The organism is Clostridium oceanicum (assembly GCF_039521385.1).
Taxonomy (GTDB): Bacteria; Bacillota; Clostridia; order Clostridiales; family Clostridiaceae; genus Clostridium_F; species Clostridium_F oceanicum.
This window is the reverse complement of sequence record NZ_BAAACG010000003.1, coordinates 298,254-317,965: the sequence shown is the minus strand read 5'-3', so window position 1 is coordinate 317,965 and position 19,712 is coordinate 298,254. Positions and strand designations below refer to the sequence as shown.

Genomic DNA, 19,712 nt, shown 5'->3' with positions numbered 1-19,712 from the left:
TATTAAAGAAAGAAGAAGGCGGAAGACATACACCATTCTTCAACGGATATAGACCACAATTTTACTTCAGAACAACAGATGTTACAGGATCAATCGAATTACCAGAAGGAGTAGAAATGGTAATGCCAGGAGATCACATAGACATGGCAGTTGAATTAATAAACCCAGTAGCAATGCACGAAAACTTAAGATTCGCTATAAGAGAAGGCGGAAGAACAGTTGGATCAGGTGTTGTTACTACTATAACTGAATAGTAGTTAGACAGTAATTAATTAGAATATTTAATAGTTGCAACTATTAAAAAGGAAAGAGTTTTCTCTTTCCTTTTATTTTTGATAATGCTGTTATTTAATTTTAACTTCAAATTATAATATAAAATTATTATTTTTATGATTAATTTATGGCTTTTAGTTAAGAATTTAATAAAGAAATTTTGTTATTATAAATACTTGTCAAAAGACTTGAAATAGTGTATACTATAGAAGTTGTAATGTAATAACAGCGATGATACAAGAGGTTGCCGAACTTACGGGAAATTCTTGATTGAGTATGTCATGGTCATTGAACCAGGCGACGGTTATTTTATTAAGTAGTTAGGTGTGAGGTTAAATACGGAACACCCGGAACAGTTTATAGAATGATACCGCTGTTGTACGTAATAAGTGAAACGTACCAGAAAAGGAGGGAATAAAATGGCAAAACAAAAAATAAGAATAAGATTAAAAGCTTTCGATCATAGTATATTAGATCAATCAGCTTTAAAAATCGTTGAAACTGCTAAATCATCAGGAGCTAAAGTTGCAGGTCCAGTACCACTACCAACAGAAAAGGATGTTGTAACAATCTTAAGAGCCCCACATAAATATAAAGATTCAAGAGAGCAGTTTGAAATAAGAACTCACAAAAGACTAATAGACATTATAAGTCCATCACCAAAAACTGTTGATTCTTTAATGAGATTAGACTTACCAGCAGGTGTAGATATAGAAATAAAACTATAATATAGTGTAATAGATGTGTAACTATTACTAACTGTTATGATCGTACATAGGTATGATCCGCTAATATGTTGAGGAGGTGCAAAAATGAAAAAAGCAATATTAGGTAGAAAACTTGGTATGACTCAAATATTCACAGAAGAAGGAAAAGTTGTACCAGTAACTGTTATAGAAGCAGGTCCATGTGCAGTTATTCAAAAGAAAACTGTAGAAAGCGATGGATATGACGCTGTTCAAGTAGCGTTTGAAGATATGAGAGAAAAATTAGCTAATAAACCTGTAAAAGGTCATTTTGAAAAAGCAGGTGTTTCATTAAAAAAATTCGTAAGAGAATTTAAATTTGAAAACTGTGCTGATTACGAAATAGGTAGTGAAATTAAAGTTGATGTTTTTGCAGAAGGAGAAAAAGTTGATGTACAAGGAATTTCTAAAGGTAAGGGATTCCAAGGTACTATAAAAAGATGGAACCAACATACAGGACCTAAAACTCATGGTTCAAAATTCCATAGAGCACCAGGTTCAATGGGGGCTGCATCAGATCCATCAAGAACATTCAAAAATAAGAGAATGCCAGGACACATGGGAAATGTTAAAACAACTGTTTTAAACCTTGAAGTAGTAAAAGTAATGCCAGAAAAAAATGTTTTACTAATAAAAGGTGGAGTACCAGGTCCAAATAAAGGTTTAGTACAAATAAGAAATTCAGTTAAAGCATAATTTTTGTAGAAAGGAGGATACAGAATGCCTAAGATAGATTTATTTAACCAAATGGGAGAAAAAATAGGAGATTTACAATTAGCAGAAAGTGTATTTGGAGTAGAAGTTAATACATATGCTATGCATCAAGTAGTTAAAGCTTTATTAGCAAATAAAAGACAAGGAACTCAGTCAGCAAAAACAAGATCTGAAGTTTCAGGAGGCGGAATAAAGCCTTGGAGACAGAAAGGAACTGGTAGAGCAAGACAAGGTTCAATAAGAGCTCCTCAATGGATACACGGTGGAGTAGTATTTGCTCCAAAGCCAAGAGATTACAGAGTTTCAATACCAAAATCAATGAGAAGAGTTGCTATGAAATCAGCACTTACTTCAAAAGTTAATGACAACCAAATGGTAGTTATTGATGATATAAAATTAGAAGCTCCAAAAACTAAAGAAATAGTTAAAATGCTTAAGGCTGTTGAAGCTAAGAAAACATTAATAATTACTGGAGAATCAAATTCAAATGTTTATAAGTCAACAAGAAACATAGAAGGTGTTTCAGTAATACCAGCAAACAATATTAATGTATATGATATTTTAAAATATGAAAAACTTATTATGACTAAGGATGCTGTGTCCAAAGTTGAGGAGGTGTATGCATAATGAAGCTAACTAACTATGATATTATAAGAAGACCCCTTATAACAGAAAAATCAATGGCTTCTATGGGAGACAAAAAATACACCTTTTTAGTGGATATACATTCTAATAAATCACAAATAAAAAGAGCTATTGAGTCAATTTTTGAAGTTAAAGTTGCAGAAGTTAAAACTGCTAGAATTCAAGGAAAGACTAAAAGAGTTGGAGTTCATATAGGAAAAAGATCTGACTATAAAAAAGCAATTGTTAAACTAACAGAAGATAGTAAAACAATAGAATTCTTTGAAGGACTATAATAAGTAAAGCAGTTATTGGCGAGAGGCCAGATAAGCTAAAGAAGGAGGGTATAAAATGGCTGTTAAGGGATTTAGACCGATTACTCCATCAAGAAGAGAAATGACAATGAGTACATTTGAAGAAATTACTACAAACGTACCTGAGAAGTCACTTCTTGTTTCATTAAAGAAAACTGGTGGAAGAAATGCACAAGGTAAAATAACAGTTCGTCATATTGGTGGCGGTGCTAAAAGAAAATATAGAATTATAGATTTTAAAAGAAACAAAGATGGTATTCCAGCTAAAGTTTCAACTATAGAATATGATCCAAACAGAACAGCATACATAGCGCTTGTAACTTATGCTGATGGAGAAAAAAGATATATAATTGCTCCTGTAGGATTAAAAGTAGGAGATACTATAGTATCTGGACCAGATTCAGATATAAAAGTAGGAAACTGCCTACCTATAAAAAATATACCTGTAGGTACAATAATTCATAATATAGAATTAGCAACAGGTAAAGGAGCTCAACTTGTAAGATCTGCAGGTAGTTCAGCACAACTTATGGCTAAAGAAGGAGATTACTCTCAAGTAAGACTTCCAAGCGGAGAAGTTAGATATGTAAGAATAAACTGTAGAGCTACTATAGGAGTGGTTTCTAATACAACTAATGAAATCATAAATATAGGTAAAGCAGGAAGAAAGAGACATTTAGGTGTTAGACCAACAGTTAGAGGATCAGTTATGAACCCTAATGACCATCCACACGGTGGTGGTGAAGGTAAGGCTCCAGTAGGTCGTCCAGGACCAGTAACACCATGGGGTAAACCAGCACTTGGATACAAAACTAGAAAGAATAAAAAATACTCTGATAGATTTATTGTTAAGAAGAGAAACACTAAGTAATTTGGAGAGAATAATGTTATTCTCTTCAAATTGCTAATACAATATGATTGTGTGAAGGGAGGCAAAAATTTAATGAGTAGATCAGTTAAAAAAGGACCATTTATACAAGAGGTATTACTAAAAAGAGTAAATGAAATGAATAAAAGTGGAGAAAAAAAAGTTGTTAAAACTTGGTCAAGAAGTTCAACTATATTCCCACAAATGATTGGTCATACAATTGCTGTTCATGATGGAAGAAAACATGTTCCTGTATATATATCTGAAGATATGGTAGGCCATAAATTAGGAGAGTTCGTTTTTACTAGAACATACAGAGGGCATGCAGATAAAACAGAAAAATCAACTGGTTTAAAAAGATAAGCCGGAAGGAGGTAACGTTTGATGGAAGCTAAGGCTATAGTTAGATACGTAAGAATGTCTCCAAGAAAAATTGGGGTTGTTCTTAATCTAGTAAGAGGAAAAAATGTTAATGAAGCGTTTGCTATATTAAAATATACTCCAAGAGATGCTGCTCAAGTAGTTTATAAAGCTTTAAAATCAGCAGTAGCGAATGCAGAAAATAATTTAAATTTAGATGTTAATTCTTTAGTTATATCAGAAACTTATGTTGGTGAAGGTCCAACATTAAAGAGATATCAACCACATGCTCAAGGTAGAGCATTTAGAATAAGAAAAAGAACAAGTCACCTTACTTTAGTTGTTAAAGAAAGAATTTAAGAAGAGGAGGGAATTAGATGGGACAGAAAGTACACCCACATGGCTTAAGAGTAGGCGTAATTAAAGAATGGGATGCAAAATGGTATGCAGGAAAGAAAAACTTTTCTGATAATTTAGTAGAAGATCATAAAATAAGAAAATTTATTAAAAATAAATGTTACGCAGCAGGAATCGCTAGAATACAAATAGAAAGAGCTGCTAAAAGAATTAAATTAAACATACATACTGCTAAGCCAGGAATGGTTATAGGAAAAGGCGGTAAAGGTATTGAGGAATTAAAAGCTGCTCTAAAAAATATTGTTTCTAAAAACAATATACTAATAAATATAGTAGAAGTTAAAAGAGCAGAAACTAATGCACAATTAGTTGCAGAAAATATAGCTCAACAACTTGAAAAGAGAATATCTTTTAGAAGAGCTATGAAACAATCAATCCAAAGATCTATGAAAACAGGTGTTAAAGGTATAAAAACATCTTGTTCAGGAAGACTTGGTGGTGCAGAAATAGCAAGAGCAGAAGAATATCATGAAGGAACAATTCCACTACAAACTTTAAGAGCTGATATTGATTATGGTTTTGCTGAAGCAGATACTACTTATGGAAAAATAGGTGTAAAAGTTTGGATATATAAAGGAGAAGTTCTTCCAACTAGAAAGAATAGACAGGAAAAGGAAGAAGCTAACGCGTAGGAAAGGAGGAAAAATACTATGTTAATGCCTAAGAGAGTTAAACGTCGTAAAGTACATCGCGGCAGAATGAAAGGAAAAGCGACTAGAGGTAATTTTCTAGCATATGGTGAATTTGGTATACAATCTACAGAATGTGCATGGATTACTAACAACCAAATAGAAGCTGCCAGAATAGCTATTAACAGATATGTTAAAAGAGGAGGAAAAGTTTGGATAAAAATCTTCCCTGATAAACCAGTAACTGAAAAACCAGCTGAAACTCGTATGGGTTCAGGTAAAGGATCACCAGAATACTGGGTAGCAGTAGTAAAACCAGGAAGAGTATTATTCGAAATTTCAGGAGTTAGTGAAGAGGTAGCAAGAGAAGCTATGAGACTTGCTTCACATAAATTACCAGTTAAAACTAAGTTCGTAAGAAGAAGAGATTTTGAAGAAATGGGTGGTGAAGTAAATGAAAGCTAGAGATTTACAAGAACTAAGAAATAGCACCCCACAAGAATTACAAACAAAATTAAAGGATTTAAAGTCTGAATTATTTAACTTAAGATTCCAATTAGCTACTGGACAATTAGAAAATCCAATGAGAATTAGAGAAGTAAAAAAGTCTATAGCTCAAGTGAAGACTATTATTAGAGAAGAAGAAATTAAATCTTATCAGCAGTAAATTTTGAAGGGAGGTAAAATCCTGTGGAAAGAGCGCATAGAAAGACAAGAATTGGTAAAGTAATTTCAAATAAAATGGATAAGACAGTAGTAGTTGCAGTTGAAACTAAAGTACGTCATCCATTGTATGGAAAAACAATTAACAAGACTACTAAATTCAAAGCTCATGATGAAAAAAATGAAGCTAATATTAATGATAGAGTATCTATAATGGAAACTAGACCATTATCAAAAGATAAAAGATGGAGACTTGTTGAAATAGTTGAAAAGGCTAAATAGTATTTACTACAAAGCTGAAAGGAGGGTATTTTAATGATTCAGCAACAAACTAGATTAAAGGTTGCGGATAATTCCGGAGCAAAGGAAGTTATGTGTATAAGAGTTTTAGGTGGTTCCCATAGAAAATGGGGTAACATCGGTGATGTAATAGTTGCTAGCGTTAAAAGTGCAACACCAGGCGGTGTTGTTAAAAAAGGTGAAGTTGTTAGAGCTGTTATAGTAAGATCAGTTAAAGGATTAAGAAGAGCAGATGGTTCTTACATAAGATTTGATGAGAATGCTGCTGTTATAATAAAAGATGATAAACAACCAAAAGGAACTCGTATTTTTGGACCAGTTGCAAGGGAGCTAAGAGATAAAGAGTTCAATAAAATATTATCATTAGCACCTGAAGTTTTATAATAGTATAAGGAGGTGGCTAAAGTGGCAATTAACAAAGTTCATGTAAGAAAGAAAGACACAGTTGTTGTTATATCAGGAAAAGATAAAGGTAAAGTTGGAGAAGTGTTAGCTGTATACCCAAAAAAAGATAAAGTTTTAGTTAAAGATGTTAACGTAGTTACTAAACATCAAAAACCAAACAAACAAAACATGCAAGGTGGCCTAATACATAAAGAAGCTCCAATATATAGCTCAAAAGTTATGTTATATTGTGACAAATGTAAAGTAGCTACAAGAATAAGTCATAAAGTGTTAGACGATGGAACAAAAGTAAGAGTATGCAAAAAGTGCGGAGAAACATTCTAATCTTTGAAAGGAGGTCAATTCATGATTCCAAGATTACAGGAAAAATACCAAAACGAAGTAGTACCAGCTTTAATGGATAAGTTCGGATATAAAAATATAATGGAAGTACCAAAAGTAGAAAAAATAGTTATAAATATGGGTGTTGGTGAAGCTAAAGAAAATCAAAAATTTCTTGATTCAGCAATGTCAGATTTACAACTAATATCAGGACAAAAACCTATAGTTACAAGAGCTAGAAAATCAGTAGCTAACTTTAAAATAAGAGAAAATATGCCTATAGGTTGCAAAGTTACACTAAGAAAAGATAATATGTATGAATTTGCTGATAAATTAATGAATGTAGCTCTACCAAGAGTTAGAGATTTCAACGGTGTATCAGGTAAATCTTTCGATGGAAGAGGAAATTACGCTGTAGGTATTAAAGAACAGTTAATATTCCCAGAAGTAGAATATGATAAGATTGATAAAGTTAGAGGTATGGATGTAGTTTTTGTAACAACTGCAAAAACTGACGAGGAAGCTAGAGAACTATTAAGATTCCTTGGAATGCCATTTGCTCGTTAATTTAAGGAGGGAAAACCGTGGCACGTAAAGCATTAGTAGAAAAATGGAAAAAAGAGCCAAAATATTCAACTAGAGCTTACACTAGATGTAGAATATGTGGAAGACCACACTCAGTATTAAAAAAATATGGTATATGTCGTATTTGCTTTAGAGAGCTTGCATACAAAGGTGAAATACCTGGATGCAGAAAAGCTAGCTGGTAAGATTTGAATAGCGAAAGGAGGCAAAATAAATGGTAATGTCTGATCCAATAGCAGATTTATTAACTCGTATAAGAAACGCAAATGTTGTTAGACATGAAGTTGTAGAAATACCTTCATCTAATACAAAAAAAGCTATAGCAAATATAATGCTTGAAGAAGGTTATATAAGAAATATAGAAGAATATAAAGATGGTTCTGTAAATATGTTAAGAATCACAATGAAATACGGACAAAACAAAGAAAGAATAGTAACTGGTCTTAAGAGAATATCAAAACCAGGACTTAGAGTTTACTGCAGAAAAGATGAAATCCCTAAAGTTTTAAACGGATTAGGAATAGCAGTAGTTTCAACATCAAAAGGAATAGTTACAGATAGAGAAGCAAGAAAATTATCAGTAGGCGGAGAAGTACTTTGTTACATATGGTAATGTAATGGAAGAATAGGAGGTGTAATTATGTCAAGAATAGGAAAACTTCCAATAGATGTACCTAATGGAGTTACTGTTGCAGTAACACCGGATAATGTAGTTACTGTAAAAGGCCCAAAAGGTGAATTAGTTAAAAACATGACTAAAAAAGTAAACATCGCAGTTGAAGGAAACCAAGTAGTTGTAACTAGAGACAGCGATCAAAAAGAATATAGAGCTTTACACGGTTTAACAAGAGCTTTAATAAACAACATGGTTATTGGAGTTAACGAAGGATACGTTAAAACTTTAGAACTAGTTGGAGTTGGTTATAGAGCTCAACTAAAAGGTAAAAAATTAATACTTAACTTAGGATACTCTCATCCTGTAGAAATAAATCCTGTTGACGGAGTACAATTTGAATTAGAAGGAACAACTAAAATCAAATTAAAAGGTATCGACAAAGAATTAGTTGGTGCTGTAGCAGCAGATATAAGAACTTGGAGAAAACCTGAACCTTATAAAGGAAAAGGTATTAGATATGAGAACGAAGTTATAAGAACTAAAGAAGGTAAGACTGGTAAGAAATAACGGAAAGGAGTGAAATCTTAATGATTAATAAGGGAAATAGAGCTGAAGAAAGACTTAGACGTCATATGAGAGTTCGTAAAAAAATATCCGGTACAGCTGAACGTCCAAGATTAGCTGTATATAGAAGCGAAAAACATATATATGCTCAAGTAATAGATGATGTAGCAGGCAAGACATTAGTTACTGCTTCTAGCGTAGAAAAATCATTTGAAGCAATTGGTAGCAATAAAGAAGGCGCTAAATTAGTAGGAAAATTAGTAGCTGAAAAAGCTTTAAAAGAAGGAATAAAAGAAGTAGTATTTGATAGAGGCGGATATATATATCACGGAAGAGTTAAAGAACTTGCAGAATCAGCAAGAGAAGCAGGTCTTAAATTCTAAAAGAAGGAGGGTAAACAATGAAAATAGATCCTAGCAATTTAAATTTAAAAGAAAAAGTTGTTAGTATTAATAGAGTTGCTAAGGTAGTTAAAGGCGGTAGAAACTTCAGATTCAGCGCACTAGTAGTTGTTGGAGACGAAGAAGGACATATAGGAGTTGGAATGGGAAAATCTATCGAAATTCCAGTTGCTATAAGAAAAGCTATAGAAGATGCTAGAAAAAAATTAGTTAAAGTTCCTATAGTTGATACTACTGTACCTCACGATATACTTGGTGTTTTCAATAAAGGTGAAGTTTTAATAATGACTGCTAAAGAAGGTACAGGAGTTATAGCAGGTGGACCTGTTAGAGCCGTACTAGAATTAGCAGGATTTAAAAACGTAAGAGCTAAATCAATGGGTTCTAACAATCCAATAAATATGGTTAATGCTACAATTAATGGTTTATCAAGATTAAGAACAGCTGAAGAAATAGCTAAACTTAGAGGCAAAGCTGTAGAAGAGATTTTAGGTTAGGAGGTAACCGGCTATGGCTAAAGTTAAAGTGAAATTAGTTAAGAGTTTAATAGGAAGAAAAAAAGATCATATAGCAACTGTTAAAGCTCTTGGATTGCATAAAATAGGAAGTACAGTTGAACATGAGGGTACTCCTCAAATCAAAGGTATGATAAATAAAATAAACTATTTATTAAAAGTAGAAGAAGCATAGTAAGAGGAGGTGTAATAGTATGAAACTTCATGAATTAAAACCAGCTGAAGGTGCAGTAAAAGCCGGAAAAAGAGTTGGTAGAGGAACAGGTTCAGGAATAGGTAAGACTTGTAGAAGAGGTCAAGATGGACAAAATTCTAGAAGTGGCGGAGGAGTTAGACCTGGATTTGAAGGTGGTCAAATGCCTTTATTCAGAAGACTTCCTAAGAGAGGCTTCAAAAACAAATTCGCAAAACAATTCACAGCTATAAACGTTGACAGATTAAATATTTTTGAAGACGGAACAGTTGTAACACCTGAACTTTTATTAGAAAGAAAAGTTGTTAAAAAAGTAATAGATGGAATTAAAATATTAGGTAACGGTAACATAGAAAAGAAATTGACTGTAAAGGCAGGTAAATTCTCCAATGCTGCTGTTGAAAAGATAGAAGCAGCAGGAGGAAAAGCTGAGGTGATATAGATGTTATCAACTCTACGTAATGCTTGGAAGGTTCCTGATTTAAGAAAAAGAATCATATTTACATTATTCATGGTAGCAATTTTCAGGATGGGAAACTTTATCCCAGTTCCTGGAATTGACACTTCTAAGTTAGTTGATCTAACTCAGAATGGTTCATTGTTTGGATTTTATGATTTAATATCTGGTGGAGCTTTTAGTAGATTTAGTATATTTGCAATGGGAGTTTTACCTTATATTAACTCTTCAATTATAATGCAATTACTTACTATAGCAATTCCTTCTTTAGAAAGTCTTTCAAAAGAAGGGGAAGAAGGTAGAAAGAAGATACAACAATATACTAGATATGGTGCAGTTATACTAGGCGTTGTTCAAGCATTTAGTACATATGGCATAATTTCCAGCGCAGGAGCACTAAAAGATGGATCAAAATTAAGCTTGTTTATTATTATACTTACTTTAACTACAGCATCAACATTTTTGATGTGGTTTGGTGATAAAATAACAGAACATGGTTTAGGAAATGGTGTTTCATTAATAATATTTATTAACATTATTTCAAGATTCCCATCTACATTCTATAGATTAGTTGGACTTCAAAAAGCTGAAACAATTAATTTTGTTCAACTTATAATGTTCATGGCTATAGCTTTAGCATTATTCTTGATAGTTGTAATAATGAGTTTAGCTGAAAGAAGAATTCCTGTGCAATATGCAGGAAGAGCAGTAGGAAATAAAGTTTATAAAGGACAATCAACTCATATACCTGTTAATGTAAATGCATCTGCTGTTATAGGAATAATATTTGCTATATCAGTTATGCAATTTCCAACAACAATAGGACAGTTTTGGCCTGAGTCAGCTTTTTATAAGTTTGTTACTTTAAATCCATATAGTCCTTTTAGGCAGGACAACTGGCTATATTCAGTGGTGTACTTTTTATTAACTGTGTTCTTTACATGGTTTTATACTCAAGTTACATTCAAACCAGATGAAATGGCTGAAAATATGCATAAATCTTCAGGTTTTATACCTGGTATAAGACCAGGGCAACCAACAGAAGAGTATATAGATAGAGTTTTAACAAAAAGTTCTATAATTGGCGGAACATTTGCAGCTATAATTGCAGTTCTACCTATAATAGTTTCCTCTAATACTAGTTTTAAGGGTATATCTTTTGGAGGAACTGGTTTATTAATTATTGTTGGCGTAGCTTTAGAGACTATAAGACAGATGGAATCTCAATTGGTTATGCGTCACTATAAAGGTTTTTTAAAGTAATAAAAATTGGAGATGATTACTGATGCGTGTGATTTTATTAGGTCCTCCAGGGGCAGGTAAAGGAACTCAAGCTAAGTTAATAAGTGAAAAGTTCAATATACCACATATTTCTACTGGAGATATATTTAGATCTAATATAAAAGGAAAAACTCCATTAGGTATTAAAGCCAAAAGTTATATAGACAAAGGTCAATTAGTGCCTGATGAAGTTACTATTGGTATAGTTGAGGATAGATTACAAAAAGATGATTGTAAAAATGGATTCCTTTTAGATGGTTTTCCAAGAACTGTTGCTCAAGCTGAAGCATTGGATAATATACAAGAAAAATCAGGTAAAAAGATAGATGTATCTTTACTAATAACAGTACCTGAACAGTTTATTTTAGAAAGAATGACTGGTAGAAGGGTATGCCCATCTTGCGGAGGAAGTTATCATGTTAAATTCAATCCTCCTAAAGTTGAAGGGAAATGCGATATATGTGGTGCAGAATTAATCCAAAGAAAAGATGATACAGAAGATACAGTTAAGAAGAGATTAACTGTTTATAATGATCAGACTTCTCCACTTATCAGCTATTATAAAAATAATGGCATTCTCTCAGAAGTTGATGGTACTGATGCGATAGATAAAGTATTTGGTTCTATATCAAATATTTTAGGAGCGCAGGAATAATGATTACAATAAAGAATGATATTGAATTGCAACATATGAGGGAAGCAGGACGAGTAGTAGCAGATACTCTAAATAAACTCGAAGAACATGCAAAACCTGGAATAAGTACTGGAGAATTGGATAAAATAGCAGAAGAGTTTATTAAAAGTAGAAATGCCATACCATCTTTTAAAGGTTATTGTGGATTTCCAGCATCTATTTGCGCATCTGTAAATAATGAGGTTGTCCATGGTATACCAAGTAAAGATGTAATTTTAAAAGATGGAGATATAATAAGTATTGATTGTGGAGCTATTTTAAACGGATATCAAGGAGATGCAGCAAGAACATTCCCTATTGGTAATGTTTCTGATGAGGCTAGAAAGTTAATAGAAGTTACTAAAAATAGTTTTTTTAAAGGTATCGAAAAAGCTAAAATAGGAAATAGATTAACAGATATATCATCAGCTATTCAACAATATGCTGAAGAAAATGGATATTCTGTTGTAAGAGATTATGTAGGTCATGGTATAGGTAAAGAAATGCATGAAGATCCTGAAGTACCTAACTTTGGCAGACCTGGTAGAGGACCAAAATTAGAAAAAGGGATGGCTTTAGCTATAGAACCTATGATAAATATTGGTGATTATTATGTAAAAGTTCAACCTAACAATTGGACTGTAGTTACTAAAGATGGAACGTTATCTGCTCATTATGAAAATACTATATTAATAGTAGATGATGGACCTGAAATAACTACTTTGATTTAATGAGGTGAATATATTGGCCAAAGAATACTATATAGGTAAGTTAGTTTGTTCTAAGGCTGGTAGAGATAAAGGAAAATATTACATTGTAACAGATATATTAGAAGATAGCCGATACGTATATGTTGTTGATGGAATATATCGTCCTTTAGAAAAGCCTAAAAAGAAGAAAATTAAACATTTAATGTTTACTAATATAAATTTAAGAGATATAAATAAAGATCAAATAGTAGATAAGTTTAATAACCCTACTATTAAAAAATTCATACAGTCTCATCAATTTGATAAGGAGGTTTGAATACCTTATGGCAAAAGATGATGTAATAGAAATGCAAGGTACTGTTTTAGAAGCTTTACCTAATGCTATGTTTGAGGTAGAATTAGAAAGTGGTCATAAAATACTTGCACATATATCAGGAAAGTTAAGAATGAACTTTATAAGAATTTTACCAGGTGATAAAGTTACTGTTGAACTTTCCCCTTATGATTTAAGTAGAGGAAGAATAACCTGGAGAGCCAAATAGTAAGGAGGGGTTATGATGAAAGTAAGACCATCAGTTAAACCTATATGTGAAAAATGTAAGGTTATAAAAAGAAAAGGAAGAGTAATGGTTATCTGTGAAAATCCTAAACATAAACAAAAACAAGGCTAAAAGTTAATAAAAGTTTTAGGAGCGGCTGACGATAGGTATCTATTGGCCTAAGATTTTTTAAATATATTTGTAATAAATTTTTAGAATATATTCAGGAGGTGTAAAAGTTAATGGCAAGAATCGCAGGTATTGACCTACCAAAGGAAAAAAGAGTAGAAATAGGTCTAACATACATTTTTGGAATTGGATTGCCAACTTCACAAAAAATATTAAAAGATACTGGAGTTAATCCGGATACAAGAGTTAAAGATCTATCAGAATCTGAAGTTAATTCTATAAGAGATTATATTAAAAACTTAATTGTTGAGGGAGACTTAAGAAGAGAAGTTGCACTTAACATAAAAAGATTAGTAGAAATTGGTTCTTACAGAGGAATGAGACATAGAAGAGGTCTTCCTGTAAGAGGACAAAAAACTAAAACTAATGCAAGAACAAGAAAAGGTCCTAAGAGAGCTATAGGCGGAAAGAAAAAAAAGTAAATTAAAGTAAGGAGGGAAAAATATGGCAGCTGCAATGAAAAATAAAAGAAGCAGAAGAAGAAAAGAGAGAAAAAACGTTGAGCACGGTTGTGCACATATAAAATCAACTTTTAATAATTCAATTGTTACAATAACTGATCCTGCAGGTAATGCATTATCATGGGCTAGTGCAGGCGGATTAGGATTTAGAGGTTCAAGAAAAAGTACTCCATTTGCTGCACAAATGGCAGCAGAAACAGCAGCTAAAGCAGCTATGGAACATGGTTTAAAAAGCATAGAAGTATATGTTAAAGGACCAGGTTCAGGAAGAGAAGCTGCTATAAGATCTTTACAAGCAGCAGGATTAGAAGTAACTTTAATAAAAGATGTTACTCCAATTCCACATAATGGTTGTAGACCACCAAAGAGAAGAAGAGTATAGTAAAAATATTAGTGTAATAGGAGGTGCGAGATTTAATGGCAAGATATACCGGAGCAAGTTGTAGACTTTGTAGAAGAGAAGGATTAAAACTATTTCTTAAAGGAGATAGATGTTTTACAGATAAATGTGCATTCGCTAGAAGAGGTTATGCACCAGGACAACATGGAAAGAACAGAAAGAAAGTATCAAACTACGGATTACAATTAAGAGAAAAACAAAAAGCTAGAAGAATCTACGGAATATTAGAACGTCAATTCAGAAAATATTACGAAAAAGCAGAAACAGTAAGAGGAATAACAGGTGAAAACTTATTAAGACTTCTTGAAATGAGATTAGATAACGTAGTTTATAGATTAGGATACGGAAACTCAAGATCAGAAGCTAGACAATTAGTTAATCACGGACATTTCTTAGTTAACGGAAAAAAAGTTAACATAGCATCTTACAATGTTTCAGTTGATGACGTTGTAACAGTTTGTGATAAAAGCAAATCTAGTGAAAAGTTCAAAACTTTTGCAGAAAATCCAAAAACATTACCTGCATGGTTATCAGGTAATACTGAAAATTTTGAAGGAAAAGTTGTTAGGGAACCAGCTAGAGAAGATATAGATGTACCTGTTAACGAAACATTAATCGTTGAGTTATATAGTAAATAATATATAAAATAATTTGATAATTTAATTTGACAGGTTAAGATCAGTTGCCCTCAGAGTATAATAAATAAAAAAATAAGGAGGGTTATATTAAATGTTAGAAATAGAAAAGCCAAAAATTGAATGTATAGAAAGTAGAGAAGATGCTGCCTATGGTAAGTTTGTCATTGAACCATTAGAAAGGGGATATGGCATAACTCTTGGTAATGCTCTTAGAAGAATTTTATTATCATCATTACCAGGTGTAGCTGCAGACCATATAAAAATAGATGGTGTCTTACATGAGTTTTCTACAGTAAAAGGTGTTAAAGAAGATGTTACAGAATTAATTCTTAATGTCAAAAATTTAGCTTTTACTATGGAAGGCGAAGGTCCTAAAACTGTATATATAGATGAAGTTGGACCTAAAGAAGTTACTGGAGCAGATATAAAAACAGATGGTGACGTTGAAGTTGTAAATAAAGACTTACATATTGCGACAATTGATGAAGATTCTAGCTTACACATGGAAATCAACGTTAATAGAGGAAGAGGATATGTAACTCAAAACAAAAACAAATCCGATGATATGCCTATTGGTACTATAGCAGTTGATTCTATTTATACTCCTATTAAGAGAATAAATTTTTCTGTAGCTAATACAAGAGTTGGTCAAATAACTGATTATGATAAATTAACATTAGAAGTTTGGACTGACAAAAGTATAAGACCAGAAGATGCTATAAGCTTATCAGCTAAAATATTAATAGAGCATTTCAAATTATTTATGACATTAACAGATCACGCTGATGATATGGAAATAATGGTAGAAAAAGAAGAAGATAAAAAAGAAAAAGTTCTAGAGATGACTATCGAAGAATTAGATCTTTCAGTTAGAAGTTATAACTGCTTAAAGAGAGCAGGTATAAACACAGTTCAAGAACTATGCGAAAGAAGCATGGATGATATGATGAAAGTTAGAAATCTAGGTAAAAAATCTTTAGAAGAAGTACAACAAAAACTAGAAGCTTTAGGTTTAAACTTAAGAAGCTTAGAAGAGTAATAAATGAATACGGACACAGGTAAGGAGGTATAGAAATGGCAGGATATCGTAAACTAGGTCGCCCAAGTGATCAACGTAGAGCTATGCTTAGAAGTTTAGTTACTAATTTCTTAAAGCATGGAAGAATGGAAACTACAGAAGCTAGAGCGAAAGAAACTAGAAGTATTGCTGAAAAAATGATAACTCTAGGAAAGAAAGGAGATCTTCATTCAAGAAGACAAGTACTTTCTTATGTTACAGAAGAAGCAGTAGTTCAAAAATTATTTTCTGAGGTAGCTCCTAAGTACGAAGGAAGAAATGGTGGATATACAAGAATGTATAAAGCCGGTCCAAGAAGAGGAGACGGAGCAGAAGTAGTTATACTAGAACTAGTATAATTATCTGGGGATTAAGTAGAACTAGCTTAGTCCCCATTTTGTTATAATTTCAGAAATTAATATATGAATGAGTTGCAGTATATGAGGTGTTATTATGAATATGGTTAACTGCAAAAATGTTACTTATGTATACGAATCTAACAATGAAGAAAAGATTGAAAAAAAAGTAGCAGTAGATAATGCTAGTATAAATATAAATAAAGGTGATTTTGTAGTCATATTAGGTAGAAATGGTTCAGGAAAATCAACTATAGCTAAACATATGAATGCTATATTAATACCTTCTGATGGAAAAGTATATGTAGATGAAATGGATACTTCAGATTTGAAAAATACATGGAATATTAGAAATAAGGCAGGAATGGTTTTTCAAAATCCTGATAATCAAATTGTAGCGACTATTGTAGAAGAAGATGTAGCCTTTGGACCAGAGAATCTAGGGGTTCCGTCAAAGGAAATAAGACTTAGAGTGGATGAAGCTTTAAAGAAAGTTAATATGTATCGTTATAGAAGACATGCACCTCATCTTTTATCAGGAGGGCAAAAACAAAGAGTAGCTATAGCTGGAGTATTAGCTATGAGACCAGAATGCATAATATTCGATGAGCCAACAGCAATGCTTGATCCTTCTGGTAGAAAAGAAGTAATAAAGACTATTAAAGAGATAAATAATAAATATGGGATAACTATAGTTTTAATAACTCACTTTATGGAAGAAGCAGTAGAAGCTGATAAAATTATAGTTATGGATTCAGGTAAGGTTATAAAAGAAGGTACTCCAAGACAGATTTTTAGTGAAGTTAAAATGATGAAAGAAATTGGATTAGATGTTCCACAAATGACAGAACTGTCATATTATTTAAAAAAGCAAGGTGTAGATATATCTTCTGATATATTAACTATAGATGAAATGGTGGATGGATTATGTCAATTAAAATAGAAAATTTAACTTACATATATATGGAAGGAACACCTTTTGAAAAAAAAGCCTTAGATAATGTAAATATTAATATTAAAGATGGTGAATTTGTAGCTTTAATAGGTCATACTGGATCAGGTAAGTCAACTTTAATCCAACATATAAATGGATTATTAAAACCAAAATCAGGTAGAATAATTGTAGAAGATACTGATATTACAAAAAAGAATGTTAAGTTAAGTTCTATAAGAAAAAAAGTTGGACTTGTATTTCAGTATCCAGAATATCAATTATTTGAAGAAACTATAGAAAAAGATATTGCTTTTGGACCTATAAACTTGGGGTTAAATGAAGAAGAAGTAAATAAAAGAATAAAAAGAGCTATGAAGATAGTTGGACTAGACTATGAGACATATAAATCTAAATCCCCATTTGATTTAAGTGGAGGTCAAAAAAGAAGAGTAGCTATAGCAGGAGTTGTAGCTATGGAACCTAAAGTTTTAATATTAGATGAGCCTACAGCAGGATTAGATCCAAAAGCTAGAGATGACATCTATAATAAAATACAAGATTTGCGTAAAGAGTACAATATGACAATAATACTTGTTTCTCATAGTATGGAAGATGTTGCTAAATTTGCTGATAAAATATTAGTTATGCATGAAGGAAAATGTATTTTAAAAGGAAAACCTTCAGATGTGTTTAGTAATACAGATACGTTAGAGAGTGTGGGATTAGCAGTTCCTGAAGTAACTTATCTTGTAAAAAGATTAAAACAAAAAGGATTTAATATATCGCAAAATATTTACACTGTAGAACAAGCTAAAAAAGAATTGTATAATGTATTGAAAAGTGAGGGTATAATTAAATGATAAAAGATATAACAATAGGTCAATACATACCAGGTGATTCTTTTGTGCATAGATTAGATCCTAGATTAAAAATTATAATATCCCTTATATATATAATAGATTTATTTATAGTTAATAACTTTAAAGGGTATATTTTCATAGTTGTTTTTACTCTTTTATCTATATTAATATCAAAGATAAAATTTAGATACATATATAAGGGCTTAAAGCCAATACTGATATTAATAATAATAACTGCCATTCTTAATTTATTTTTAACTAGAGGGGATACATTGATATTTCAATGGAAGTTTTTAACCATATATAAAGAAGGCGTTAATTTAGCAGCCTTTATGGTATTAAGACTTATATTCTTAATTATAGGAACCTCTCTTTTAACTTTAACTACATCGCCTATAGAACTTACAGATGGAATAGAAAATTTACTTAATCCTTTAAAAAAGATAGGTGTTCCATCCCATGAGCTTGCAATGATGATGACAATAGCATTAAGATTCATTCCTACATTGATGGATGAAACAGATAAAATAATGAAAGCTCAAATGGCAAGAGGAGCTGATTTTGAGTCAGGTAACTTAATACATAGAGCTAAAAATCTTATTCCTTTATTAGTACCTTTATTTATAAGCTCTTTTAGAAGAGCAGATGAGCTAGCTATGGCAATGGAAGCTAGATGTTATAGAGGTGGAGAAGGAAGAACTAGAATGAGAAAGCTTAAATTAACTAATATAGATTATATAGCTTTTGTAGTTGTTATAATTTTAGTAGCTTTGTCTATTTGGAGCAGGATGTGGAGTTAGTGAAAAACATTAAATTAACAATTCAGTATGATGGTACAAATTATTCTGGATGGCAAATACAAAATAATGCAATAACCGTTCAAGAGGTTATGGAAAAAGCTATATTAAAAGCTACTGGCGAAAAAGTTAAACTTATAGGATGTAGTAGAACAGATTCTAAAGTTCATGCTAGAGAATATATTTGTAATTTTTTTATAGAAACTAGAATACCAGCAGAAAGATTTAATATGGTGGTTAATTCTTATTTGCCTGAAGATGTAGTAATTTTAAATTCAAAGGAAACAGATGAAAAATTTCATTCTAGATTTAGTTCTAAAGGGAAGACTTATATATATACTGTTTTTAATAGTAAAAAGCCTACAGTTATAGGTAGAAATTATTTTTATTATTTTAAATATGATTTAGATATAGATAAAATGAGAAAAGCTTCCCAGAATTTTATTGGAACTCATGATTTTTCTGCTTTTAAAACTAAAGGCGGAAATGTTAAAACATCTATTAGAACTATAACAGAATGTAGTATAAAAGTTGAAGGAAACTTCATTAAATTTACTGTATCCGGTGATGGTTTTTTATATAATATGGTTAGAATAATGGTAGGTACATTAATAGAAGTAGGTATTGGAAAAATAGAACCAGAGTCAATAAAAAGTATTATTGATTCTAAAGACAGAAAAAAAGCTGGGAAATGTGCACCAGGTAAAGGATTATGCCTAGAAAAAGTGTTTTATTAAGGTATTGATATTGACACACCAGGCAGATTGTATTATAATGAATTTTGTTTGTATTATTGTATAATAGGTCCACTAGCCCCGGATCTTTATATAGAACGTTAACTAGTTTAAGAAA

The 19,712-nt window shown here is 31.7% G+C and carries 37 protein-coding genes; all 37 read left to right on the top strand.

What is annotated here, in order from left to right; genetic code table 11:
- The coding region (locus ABDZ71_RS03225) for an EF-Tu C-terminal domain-related protein (protein ID WP_486187742.1) at positions 1–254 on the top strand (254 nt) is incomplete at its 5' end.
- A 438-nt stretch (positions 255–692) separates the two neighbouring features.
- On the top strand, positions 693–1,001 hold the full coding sequence (gene rpsJ / locus ABDZ71_RS03220; protein ID WP_343758797.1) for a 30S ribosomal protein S10: 309 nt from the start codon (positions 693–695) through the stop codon (positions 999–1,001).
- 84 nt (positions 1,002–1,085) lie between these two features.
- Positions 1,086–1,715: a 50S ribosomal protein L3 gene (gene rplC, locus ABDZ71_RS03215; protein WP_343758796.1), complete on the top strand. Its 630-nt coding sequence runs from the start codon at positions 1,086–1,088 to the stop codon at positions 1,713–1,715.
- Between the two features lie 24 nt (positions 1,716–1,739).
- Positions 1,740–2,360: a 50S ribosomal protein L4 gene (gene rplD, locus ABDZ71_RS03210; protein WP_343758794.1), complete on the top strand. Its 621-nt coding sequence runs from the start codon at positions 1,740–1,742 to the stop codon at positions 2,358–2,360.
- The gene (gene rplW, locus ABDZ71_RS03205; protein ID WP_343758792.1) at positions 2,360–2,653 is read left to right on the top strand and encodes a 50S ribosomal protein L23; all 294 of its coding nucleotides are present in this window, start codon (positions 2,360–2,362) and stop codon (positions 2,651–2,653) included. Before rplD ends, rplW begins: the two co-directional genes overlap by 1 nt.
- A gap of 55 nt (positions 2,654–2,708) precedes the next feature.
- Complete coding sequence (gene rplB / locus ABDZ71_RS03200) at positions 2,709–3,542, top strand: 50S ribosomal protein L2 (protein WP_343758790.1); 834 nt, start codon at positions 2,709–2,711, stop codon at positions 3,540–3,542.
- A 72-nt stretch (positions 3,543–3,614) separates the two neighbouring features.
- Entirely contained in the window at positions 3,615–3,902 is a 288-nt protein-coding gene (rpsS, locus tag ABDZ71_RS03195) for a 30S ribosomal protein S19 (protein WP_343758788.1), read from the top strand.
- Positions 3,903–3,923: 21 nt separating this feature from the next.
- Positions 3,924–4,259: a 50S ribosomal protein L22 gene (gene rplV, locus ABDZ71_RS03190; RefSeq protein ID WP_343758809.1), complete on the top strand. Its 336-nt coding sequence runs from the start codon at positions 3,924–3,926 to the stop codon at positions 4,257–4,259.
- Positions 4,260–4,276: 17 nt separating this feature from the next.
- Positions 4,277–4,948: a 30S ribosomal protein S3 gene (gene rpsC / locus ABDZ71_RS03185; protein WP_343758786.1), complete on the top strand. Its 672-nt coding sequence runs from the start codon at positions 4,277–4,279 to the stop codon at positions 4,946–4,948.
- A gap of 18 nt (positions 4,949–4,966) precedes the next feature.
- Positions 4,967–5,410 carry a 50S ribosomal protein L16 gene (rplP, locus tag ABDZ71_RS03180; RefSeq protein ID WP_343758784.1) on the top strand — a complete coding sequence of 148 codons (444 nt, stop codon included), beginning with the start codon at positions 4,967–4,969 and terminating at the stop codon, positions 5,408–5,410.
- Positions 5,400–5,612: a 50S ribosomal protein L29 gene (gene rpmC / locus ABDZ71_RS03175; protein ID WP_343758782.1), complete on the top strand. Its 213-nt coding sequence runs from the start codon at positions 5,400–5,402 to the stop codon at positions 5,610–5,612. Before rplP ends, rpmC begins: the two co-directional genes overlap by 11 nt.
- Before the next feature lie 23 nt (positions 5,613–5,635).
- Positions 5,636–5,890, top strand: a complete 255-nt coding sequence (gene rpsQ, locus ABDZ71_RS03170; protein WP_343758780.1) for a 30S ribosomal protein S17 — start codon at positions 5,636–5,638, stop codon at positions 5,888–5,890.
- Between the two features lie 33 nt (positions 5,891–5,923).
- Positions 5,924–6,292 carry a 50S ribosomal protein L14 gene (gene rplN / locus ABDZ71_RS03165; RefSeq protein ID WP_343758779.1) on the top strand — a complete coding sequence of 123 codons (369 nt, stop codon included), beginning with the start codon at positions 5,924–5,926 and terminating at the stop codon, positions 6,290–6,292.
- Positions 6,293–6,319: 27 nt separating this feature from the next.
- On the top strand, positions 6,320–6,637 hold the full coding sequence (gene rplX / locus ABDZ71_RS03160) for a 50S ribosomal protein L24 (RefSeq protein WP_343758807.1): 318 nt from the start codon (positions 6,320–6,322) through the stop codon (positions 6,635–6,637).
- 21 nt (positions 6,638–6,658) lie between these two features.
- Positions 6,659–7,201, top strand: coding sequence for a 50S ribosomal protein L5 (gene rplE / locus ABDZ71_RS03155; protein ID WP_343758778.1), 543 nt, complete (start codon positions 6,659–6,661; stop codon positions 7,199–7,201).
- 17 nt (positions 7,202–7,218) lie between these two features.
- The gene (locus ABDZ71_RS03150; protein ID WP_343758776.1) at positions 7,219–7,404 is read left to right on the top strand and encodes a type Z 30S ribosomal protein S14; all 186 of its coding nucleotides are present in this window, start codon (positions 7,219–7,221) and stop codon (positions 7,402–7,404) included.
- 29 nt (positions 7,405–7,433) lie between these two features.
- Entirely contained in the window at positions 7,434–7,832 is a 399-nt protein-coding gene (gene rpsH, locus ABDZ71_RS03145; protein WP_343758774.1) for a 30S ribosomal protein S8, read from the top strand.
- Positions 7,833–7,859: 27 nt separating this feature from the next.
- Positions 7,860–8,402 carry a 50S ribosomal protein L6 gene (rplF, locus tag ABDZ71_RS03140; RefSeq protein WP_343758771.1) on the top strand — a complete coding sequence of 181 codons (543 nt, stop codon included), beginning with the start codon at positions 7,860–7,862 and terminating at the stop codon, positions 8,400–8,402.
- A 20-nt stretch (positions 8,403–8,422) separates the two neighbouring features.
- Positions 8,423–8,782 carry a 50S ribosomal protein L18 gene (gene rplR, locus ABDZ71_RS03135; protein ID WP_343758769.1) on the top strand — a complete coding sequence of 120 codons (360 nt, stop codon included), beginning with the start codon at positions 8,423–8,425 and terminating at the stop codon, positions 8,780–8,782.
- Between the two features lie 17 nt (positions 8,783–8,799).
- Positions 8,800–9,297 carry a 30S ribosomal protein S5 gene (gene rpsE / locus ABDZ71_RS03130; protein WP_343758767.1) on the top strand — a complete coding sequence of 166 codons (498 nt, stop codon included), beginning with the start codon at positions 8,800–8,802 and terminating at the stop codon, positions 9,295–9,297.
- A gap of 13 nt (positions 9,298–9,310) precedes the next feature.
- On the top strand, positions 9,311–9,490 hold the full coding sequence (gene rpmD / locus ABDZ71_RS03125) for a 50S ribosomal protein L30 (protein WP_343758765.1): 180 nt from the start codon (positions 9,311–9,313) through the stop codon (positions 9,488–9,490).
- A 19-nt stretch (positions 9,491–9,509) separates the two neighbouring features.
- Positions 9,510–9,950 (top strand): 50S ribosomal protein L15, encoded by a 441-nt coding sequence (gene rplO / locus ABDZ71_RS03120; RefSeq protein ID WP_343758763.1) that lies wholly within the window; start codon positions 9,510–9,512, stop codon positions 9,948–9,950.
- Positions 9,951–11,228 (top strand): preprotein translocase subunit SecY, encoded by a 1,278-nt coding sequence (secY, locus tag ABDZ71_RS03115; protein WP_343758761.1) that lies wholly within the window; start codon positions 9,951–9,953, stop codon positions 11,226–11,228. It abuts the gene before it with no gap.
- Positions 11,229–11,250: 22 nt separating this feature from the next.
- Complete coding sequence (locus tag ABDZ71_RS03110) at positions 11,251–11,901, top strand: adenylate kinase (protein WP_343758759.1); 651 nt, start codon at positions 11,251–11,253, stop codon at positions 11,899–11,901.
- Positions 11,901–12,650, top strand: coding sequence for a type I methionyl aminopeptidase (gene map, locus ABDZ71_RS03105; protein ID WP_343758757.1), 750 nt, complete (start codon positions 11,901–11,903; stop codon positions 12,648–12,650). The genes ABDZ71_RS03110 and map overlap by 1 nt, the downstream gene beginning before the upstream one ends.
- 13 nt (positions 12,651–12,663) lie before the next feature.
- Entirely contained in the window at positions 12,664–12,945 is a 282-nt protein-coding gene (locus tag ABDZ71_RS03100) for a KOW domain-containing RNA-binding protein (protein WP_343758755.1), read from the top strand.
- A gap of 7 nt (positions 12,946–12,952) precedes the next feature.
- Entirely contained in the window at positions 12,953–13,171 is a 219-nt protein-coding gene (infA, locus tag ABDZ71_RS03095) for a translation initiation factor IF-1 (protein WP_343758753.1), read from the top strand.
- Positions 13,172–13,186: 15 nt separating this feature from the next.
- A complete protein-coding gene (rpmJ, locus tag ABDZ71_RS03090; RefSeq protein ID WP_003373491.1) occupies positions 13,187–13,300 on the top strand; it encodes a 50S ribosomal protein L36 in 114 nt (37 codons plus the stop codon).
- A gap of 110 nt (positions 13,301–13,410) precedes the next feature.
- Positions 13,411–13,779, top strand: coding sequence for a 30S ribosomal protein S13 (gene rpsM / locus ABDZ71_RS03085; RefSeq protein ID WP_343758750.1), 369 nt, complete (start codon positions 13,411–13,413; stop codon positions 13,777–13,779).
- Between the two features lie 22 nt (positions 13,780–13,801).
- On the top strand, positions 13,802–14,200 hold the full coding sequence (rpsK, locus tag ABDZ71_RS03080) for a 30S ribosomal protein S11 (protein ID WP_343758748.1): 399 nt from the start codon (positions 13,802–13,804) through the stop codon (positions 14,198–14,200).
- Between the two features lie 35 nt (positions 14,201–14,235).
- The gene (rpsD, locus tag ABDZ71_RS03075) at positions 14,236–14,856 is read left to right on the top strand and encodes a 30S ribosomal protein S4 (RefSeq protein WP_343758746.1); all 621 of its coding nucleotides are present in this window, start codon (positions 14,236–14,238) and stop codon (positions 14,854–14,856) included.
- Positions 14,857–14,947: 91 nt separating this feature from the next.
- Positions 14,948–15,895 carry a DNA-directed RNA polymerase subunit alpha gene (locus ABDZ71_RS03070; protein ID WP_343758743.1) on the top strand — a complete coding sequence of 316 codons (948 nt, stop codon included), beginning with the start codon at positions 14,948–14,950 and terminating at the stop codon, positions 15,893–15,895.
- Between the two features lie 35 nt (positions 15,896–15,930).
- The gene (gene rplQ / locus ABDZ71_RS03065; RefSeq protein WP_343758741.1) at positions 15,931–16,272 is read left to right on the top strand and encodes a 50S ribosomal protein L17; all 342 of its coding nucleotides are present in this window, start codon (positions 15,931–15,933) and stop codon (positions 16,270–16,272) included.
- A 94-nt stretch (positions 16,273–16,366) separates the two neighbouring features.
- Complete coding sequence (locus ABDZ71_RS03060) at positions 16,367–17,212, top strand: energy-coupling factor transporter ATPase (protein WP_343758739.1); 846 nt, start codon at positions 16,367–16,369, stop codon at positions 17,210–17,212.
- A complete protein-coding gene (locus tag ABDZ71_RS03055) occupies positions 17,197–18,063 on the top strand; it encodes an energy-coupling factor transporter ATPase (protein WP_343758737.1) in 867 nt (288 codons plus the stop codon). The genes ABDZ71_RS03060 and ABDZ71_RS03055 overlap by 16 nt, the downstream gene beginning before the upstream one ends.
- A complete protein-coding gene (locus ABDZ71_RS03050) occupies positions 18,060–18,863 on the top strand; it encodes an energy-coupling factor transporter transmembrane component T family protein (RefSeq protein ID WP_343758735.1) in 804 nt (267 codons plus the stop codon). The genes ABDZ71_RS03055 and ABDZ71_RS03050 overlap by 4 nt, the downstream gene beginning before the upstream one ends.
- On the top strand, positions 18,863–19,597 hold the full coding sequence (gene truA, locus ABDZ71_RS03045; protein WP_343758733.1) for a tRNA pseudouridine(38-40) synthase TruA: 735 nt from the start codon (positions 18,863–18,865) through the stop codon (positions 19,595–19,597). Before ABDZ71_RS03050 ends, truA begins: the two co-directional genes overlap by 1 nt.
- Positions 19,598–19,712 lie beyond the last annotated feature (115 nt).

Coding starts and splice junctions, on each gene's coding strand:
- rpsJ (WP_343758797.1), top strand. CDS start 693: ATGGCAAAACAAAAAATAAGAATAAGATTAAAAGCTTTCGATCATAGT.
- rplC (WP_343758796.1), top strand. CDS start 1,086: ATGAAAAAAGCAATATTAGGTAGAAAACTTGGTATGACTCAAATATTC.
- rplD (WP_343758794.1), top strand. CDS start 1,740: ATGCCTAAGATAGATTTATTTAACCAAATGGGAGAAAAAATAGGAGAT.
- rplW (WP_343758792.1), top strand. CDS start 2,360: ATGAAGCTAACTAACTATGATATTATAAGAAGACCCCTTATAACAGAA.
- rplB (WP_343758790.1), top strand. CDS start 2,709: ATGGCTGTTAAGGGATTTAGACCGATTACTCCATCAAGAAGAGAAATG.
- rpsS (WP_343758788.1), top strand. CDS start 3,615: ATGAGTAGATCAGTTAAAAAAGGACCATTTATACAAGAGGTATTACTA.
- rplV (WP_343758809.1), top strand. CDS start 3,924: ATGGAAGCTAAGGCTATAGTTAGATACGTAAGAATGTCTCCAAGAAAA.
- rpsC (WP_343758786.1), top strand. CDS start 4,277: ATGGGACAGAAAGTACACCCACATGGCTTAAGAGTAGGCGTAATTAAA.
- rplP (WP_343758784.1), top strand. CDS start 4,967: ATGTTAATGCCTAAGAGAGTTAAACGTCGTAAAGTACATCGCGGCAGA.
- rpmC (WP_343758782.1), top strand. CDS start 5,400: ATGAAAGCTAGAGATTTACAAGAACTAAGAAATAGCACCCCACAAGAA.
- rplN (WP_343758779.1), top strand. CDS start 5,924: ATGATTCAGCAACAAACTAGATTAAAGGTTGCGGATAATTCCGGAGCA.
- rplE (WP_343758778.1), top strand. CDS start 6,659: ATGATTCCAAGATTACAGGAAAAATACCAAAACGAAGTAGTACCAGCT.
- rpsH (WP_343758774.1), top strand. CDS start 7,434: ATGGTAATGTCTGATCCAATAGCAGATTTATTAACTCGTATAAGAAAC.
- rplF (WP_343758771.1), top strand. CDS start 7,860: ATGTCAAGAATAGGAAAACTTCCAATAGATGTACCTAATGGAGTTACT.
- rplR (WP_343758769.1), top strand. CDS start 8,423: ATGATTAATAAGGGAAATAGAGCTGAAGAAAGACTTAGACGTCATATG.
- rpsE (WP_343758767.1), top strand. CDS start 8,800: ATGAAAATAGATCCTAGCAATTTAAATTTAAAAGAAAAAGTTGTTAGT.
- rpmD (WP_343758765.1), top strand. CDS start 9,311: ATGGCTAAAGTTAAAGTGAAATTAGTTAAGAGTTTAATAGGAAGAAAA.
- rplO (WP_343758763.1), top strand. CDS start 9,510: ATGAAACTTCATGAATTAAAACCAGCTGAAGGTGCAGTAAAAGCCGGA.
- secY (WP_343758761.1), top strand. CDS start 9,951: ATGTTATCAACTCTACGTAATGCTTGGAAGGTTCCTGATTTAAGAAAA.
- ABDZ71_RS03110 (WP_343758759.1), top strand. CDS start 11,251: ATGCGTGTGATTTTATTAGGTCCTCCAGGGGCAGGTAAAGGAACTCAA.
- map (WP_343758757.1), top strand. CDS start 11,901: ATGATTACAATAAAGAATGATATTGAATTGCAACATATGAGGGAAGCA.
- infA (WP_343758753.1), top strand. CDS start 12,953: ATGGCAAAAGATGATGTAATAGAAATGCAAGGTACTGTTTTAGAAGCT.
- rpmJ (WP_003373491.1), top strand. CDS start 13,187: ATGAAAGTAAGACCATCAGTTAAACCTATATGTGAAAAATGTAAGGTT.
- rpsM (WP_343758750.1), top strand. CDS start 13,411: ATGGCAAGAATCGCAGGTATTGACCTACCAAAGGAAAAAAGAGTAGAA.
- rpsK (WP_343758748.1), top strand. CDS start 13,802: ATGGCAGCTGCAATGAAAAATAAAAGAAGCAGAAGAAGAAAAGAGAGA.
- rpsD (WP_343758746.1), top strand. CDS start 14,236: ATGGCAAGATATACCGGAGCAAGTTGTAGACTTTGTAGAAGAGAAGGA.
- ABDZ71_RS03070 (WP_343758743.1), top strand. CDS start 14,948: ATGTTAGAAATAGAAAAGCCAAAAATTGAATGTATAGAAAGTAGAGAA.
- rplQ (WP_343758741.1), top strand. CDS start 15,931: ATGGCAGGATATCGTAAACTAGGTCGCCCAAGTGATCAACGTAGAGCT.
- ABDZ71_RS03060 (WP_343758739.1), top strand. CDS start 16,367: ATGAATATGGTTAACTGCAAAAATGTTACTTATGTATACGAATCTAAC.
- ABDZ71_RS03055 (WP_343758737.1), top strand. CDS start 17,197: ATGTCAATTAAAATAGAAAATTTAACTTACATATATATGGAAGGAACA.
- ABDZ71_RS03050 (WP_343758735.1), top strand. CDS start 18,060: ATGATAAAAGATATAACAATAGGTCAATACATACCAGGTGATTCTTTT.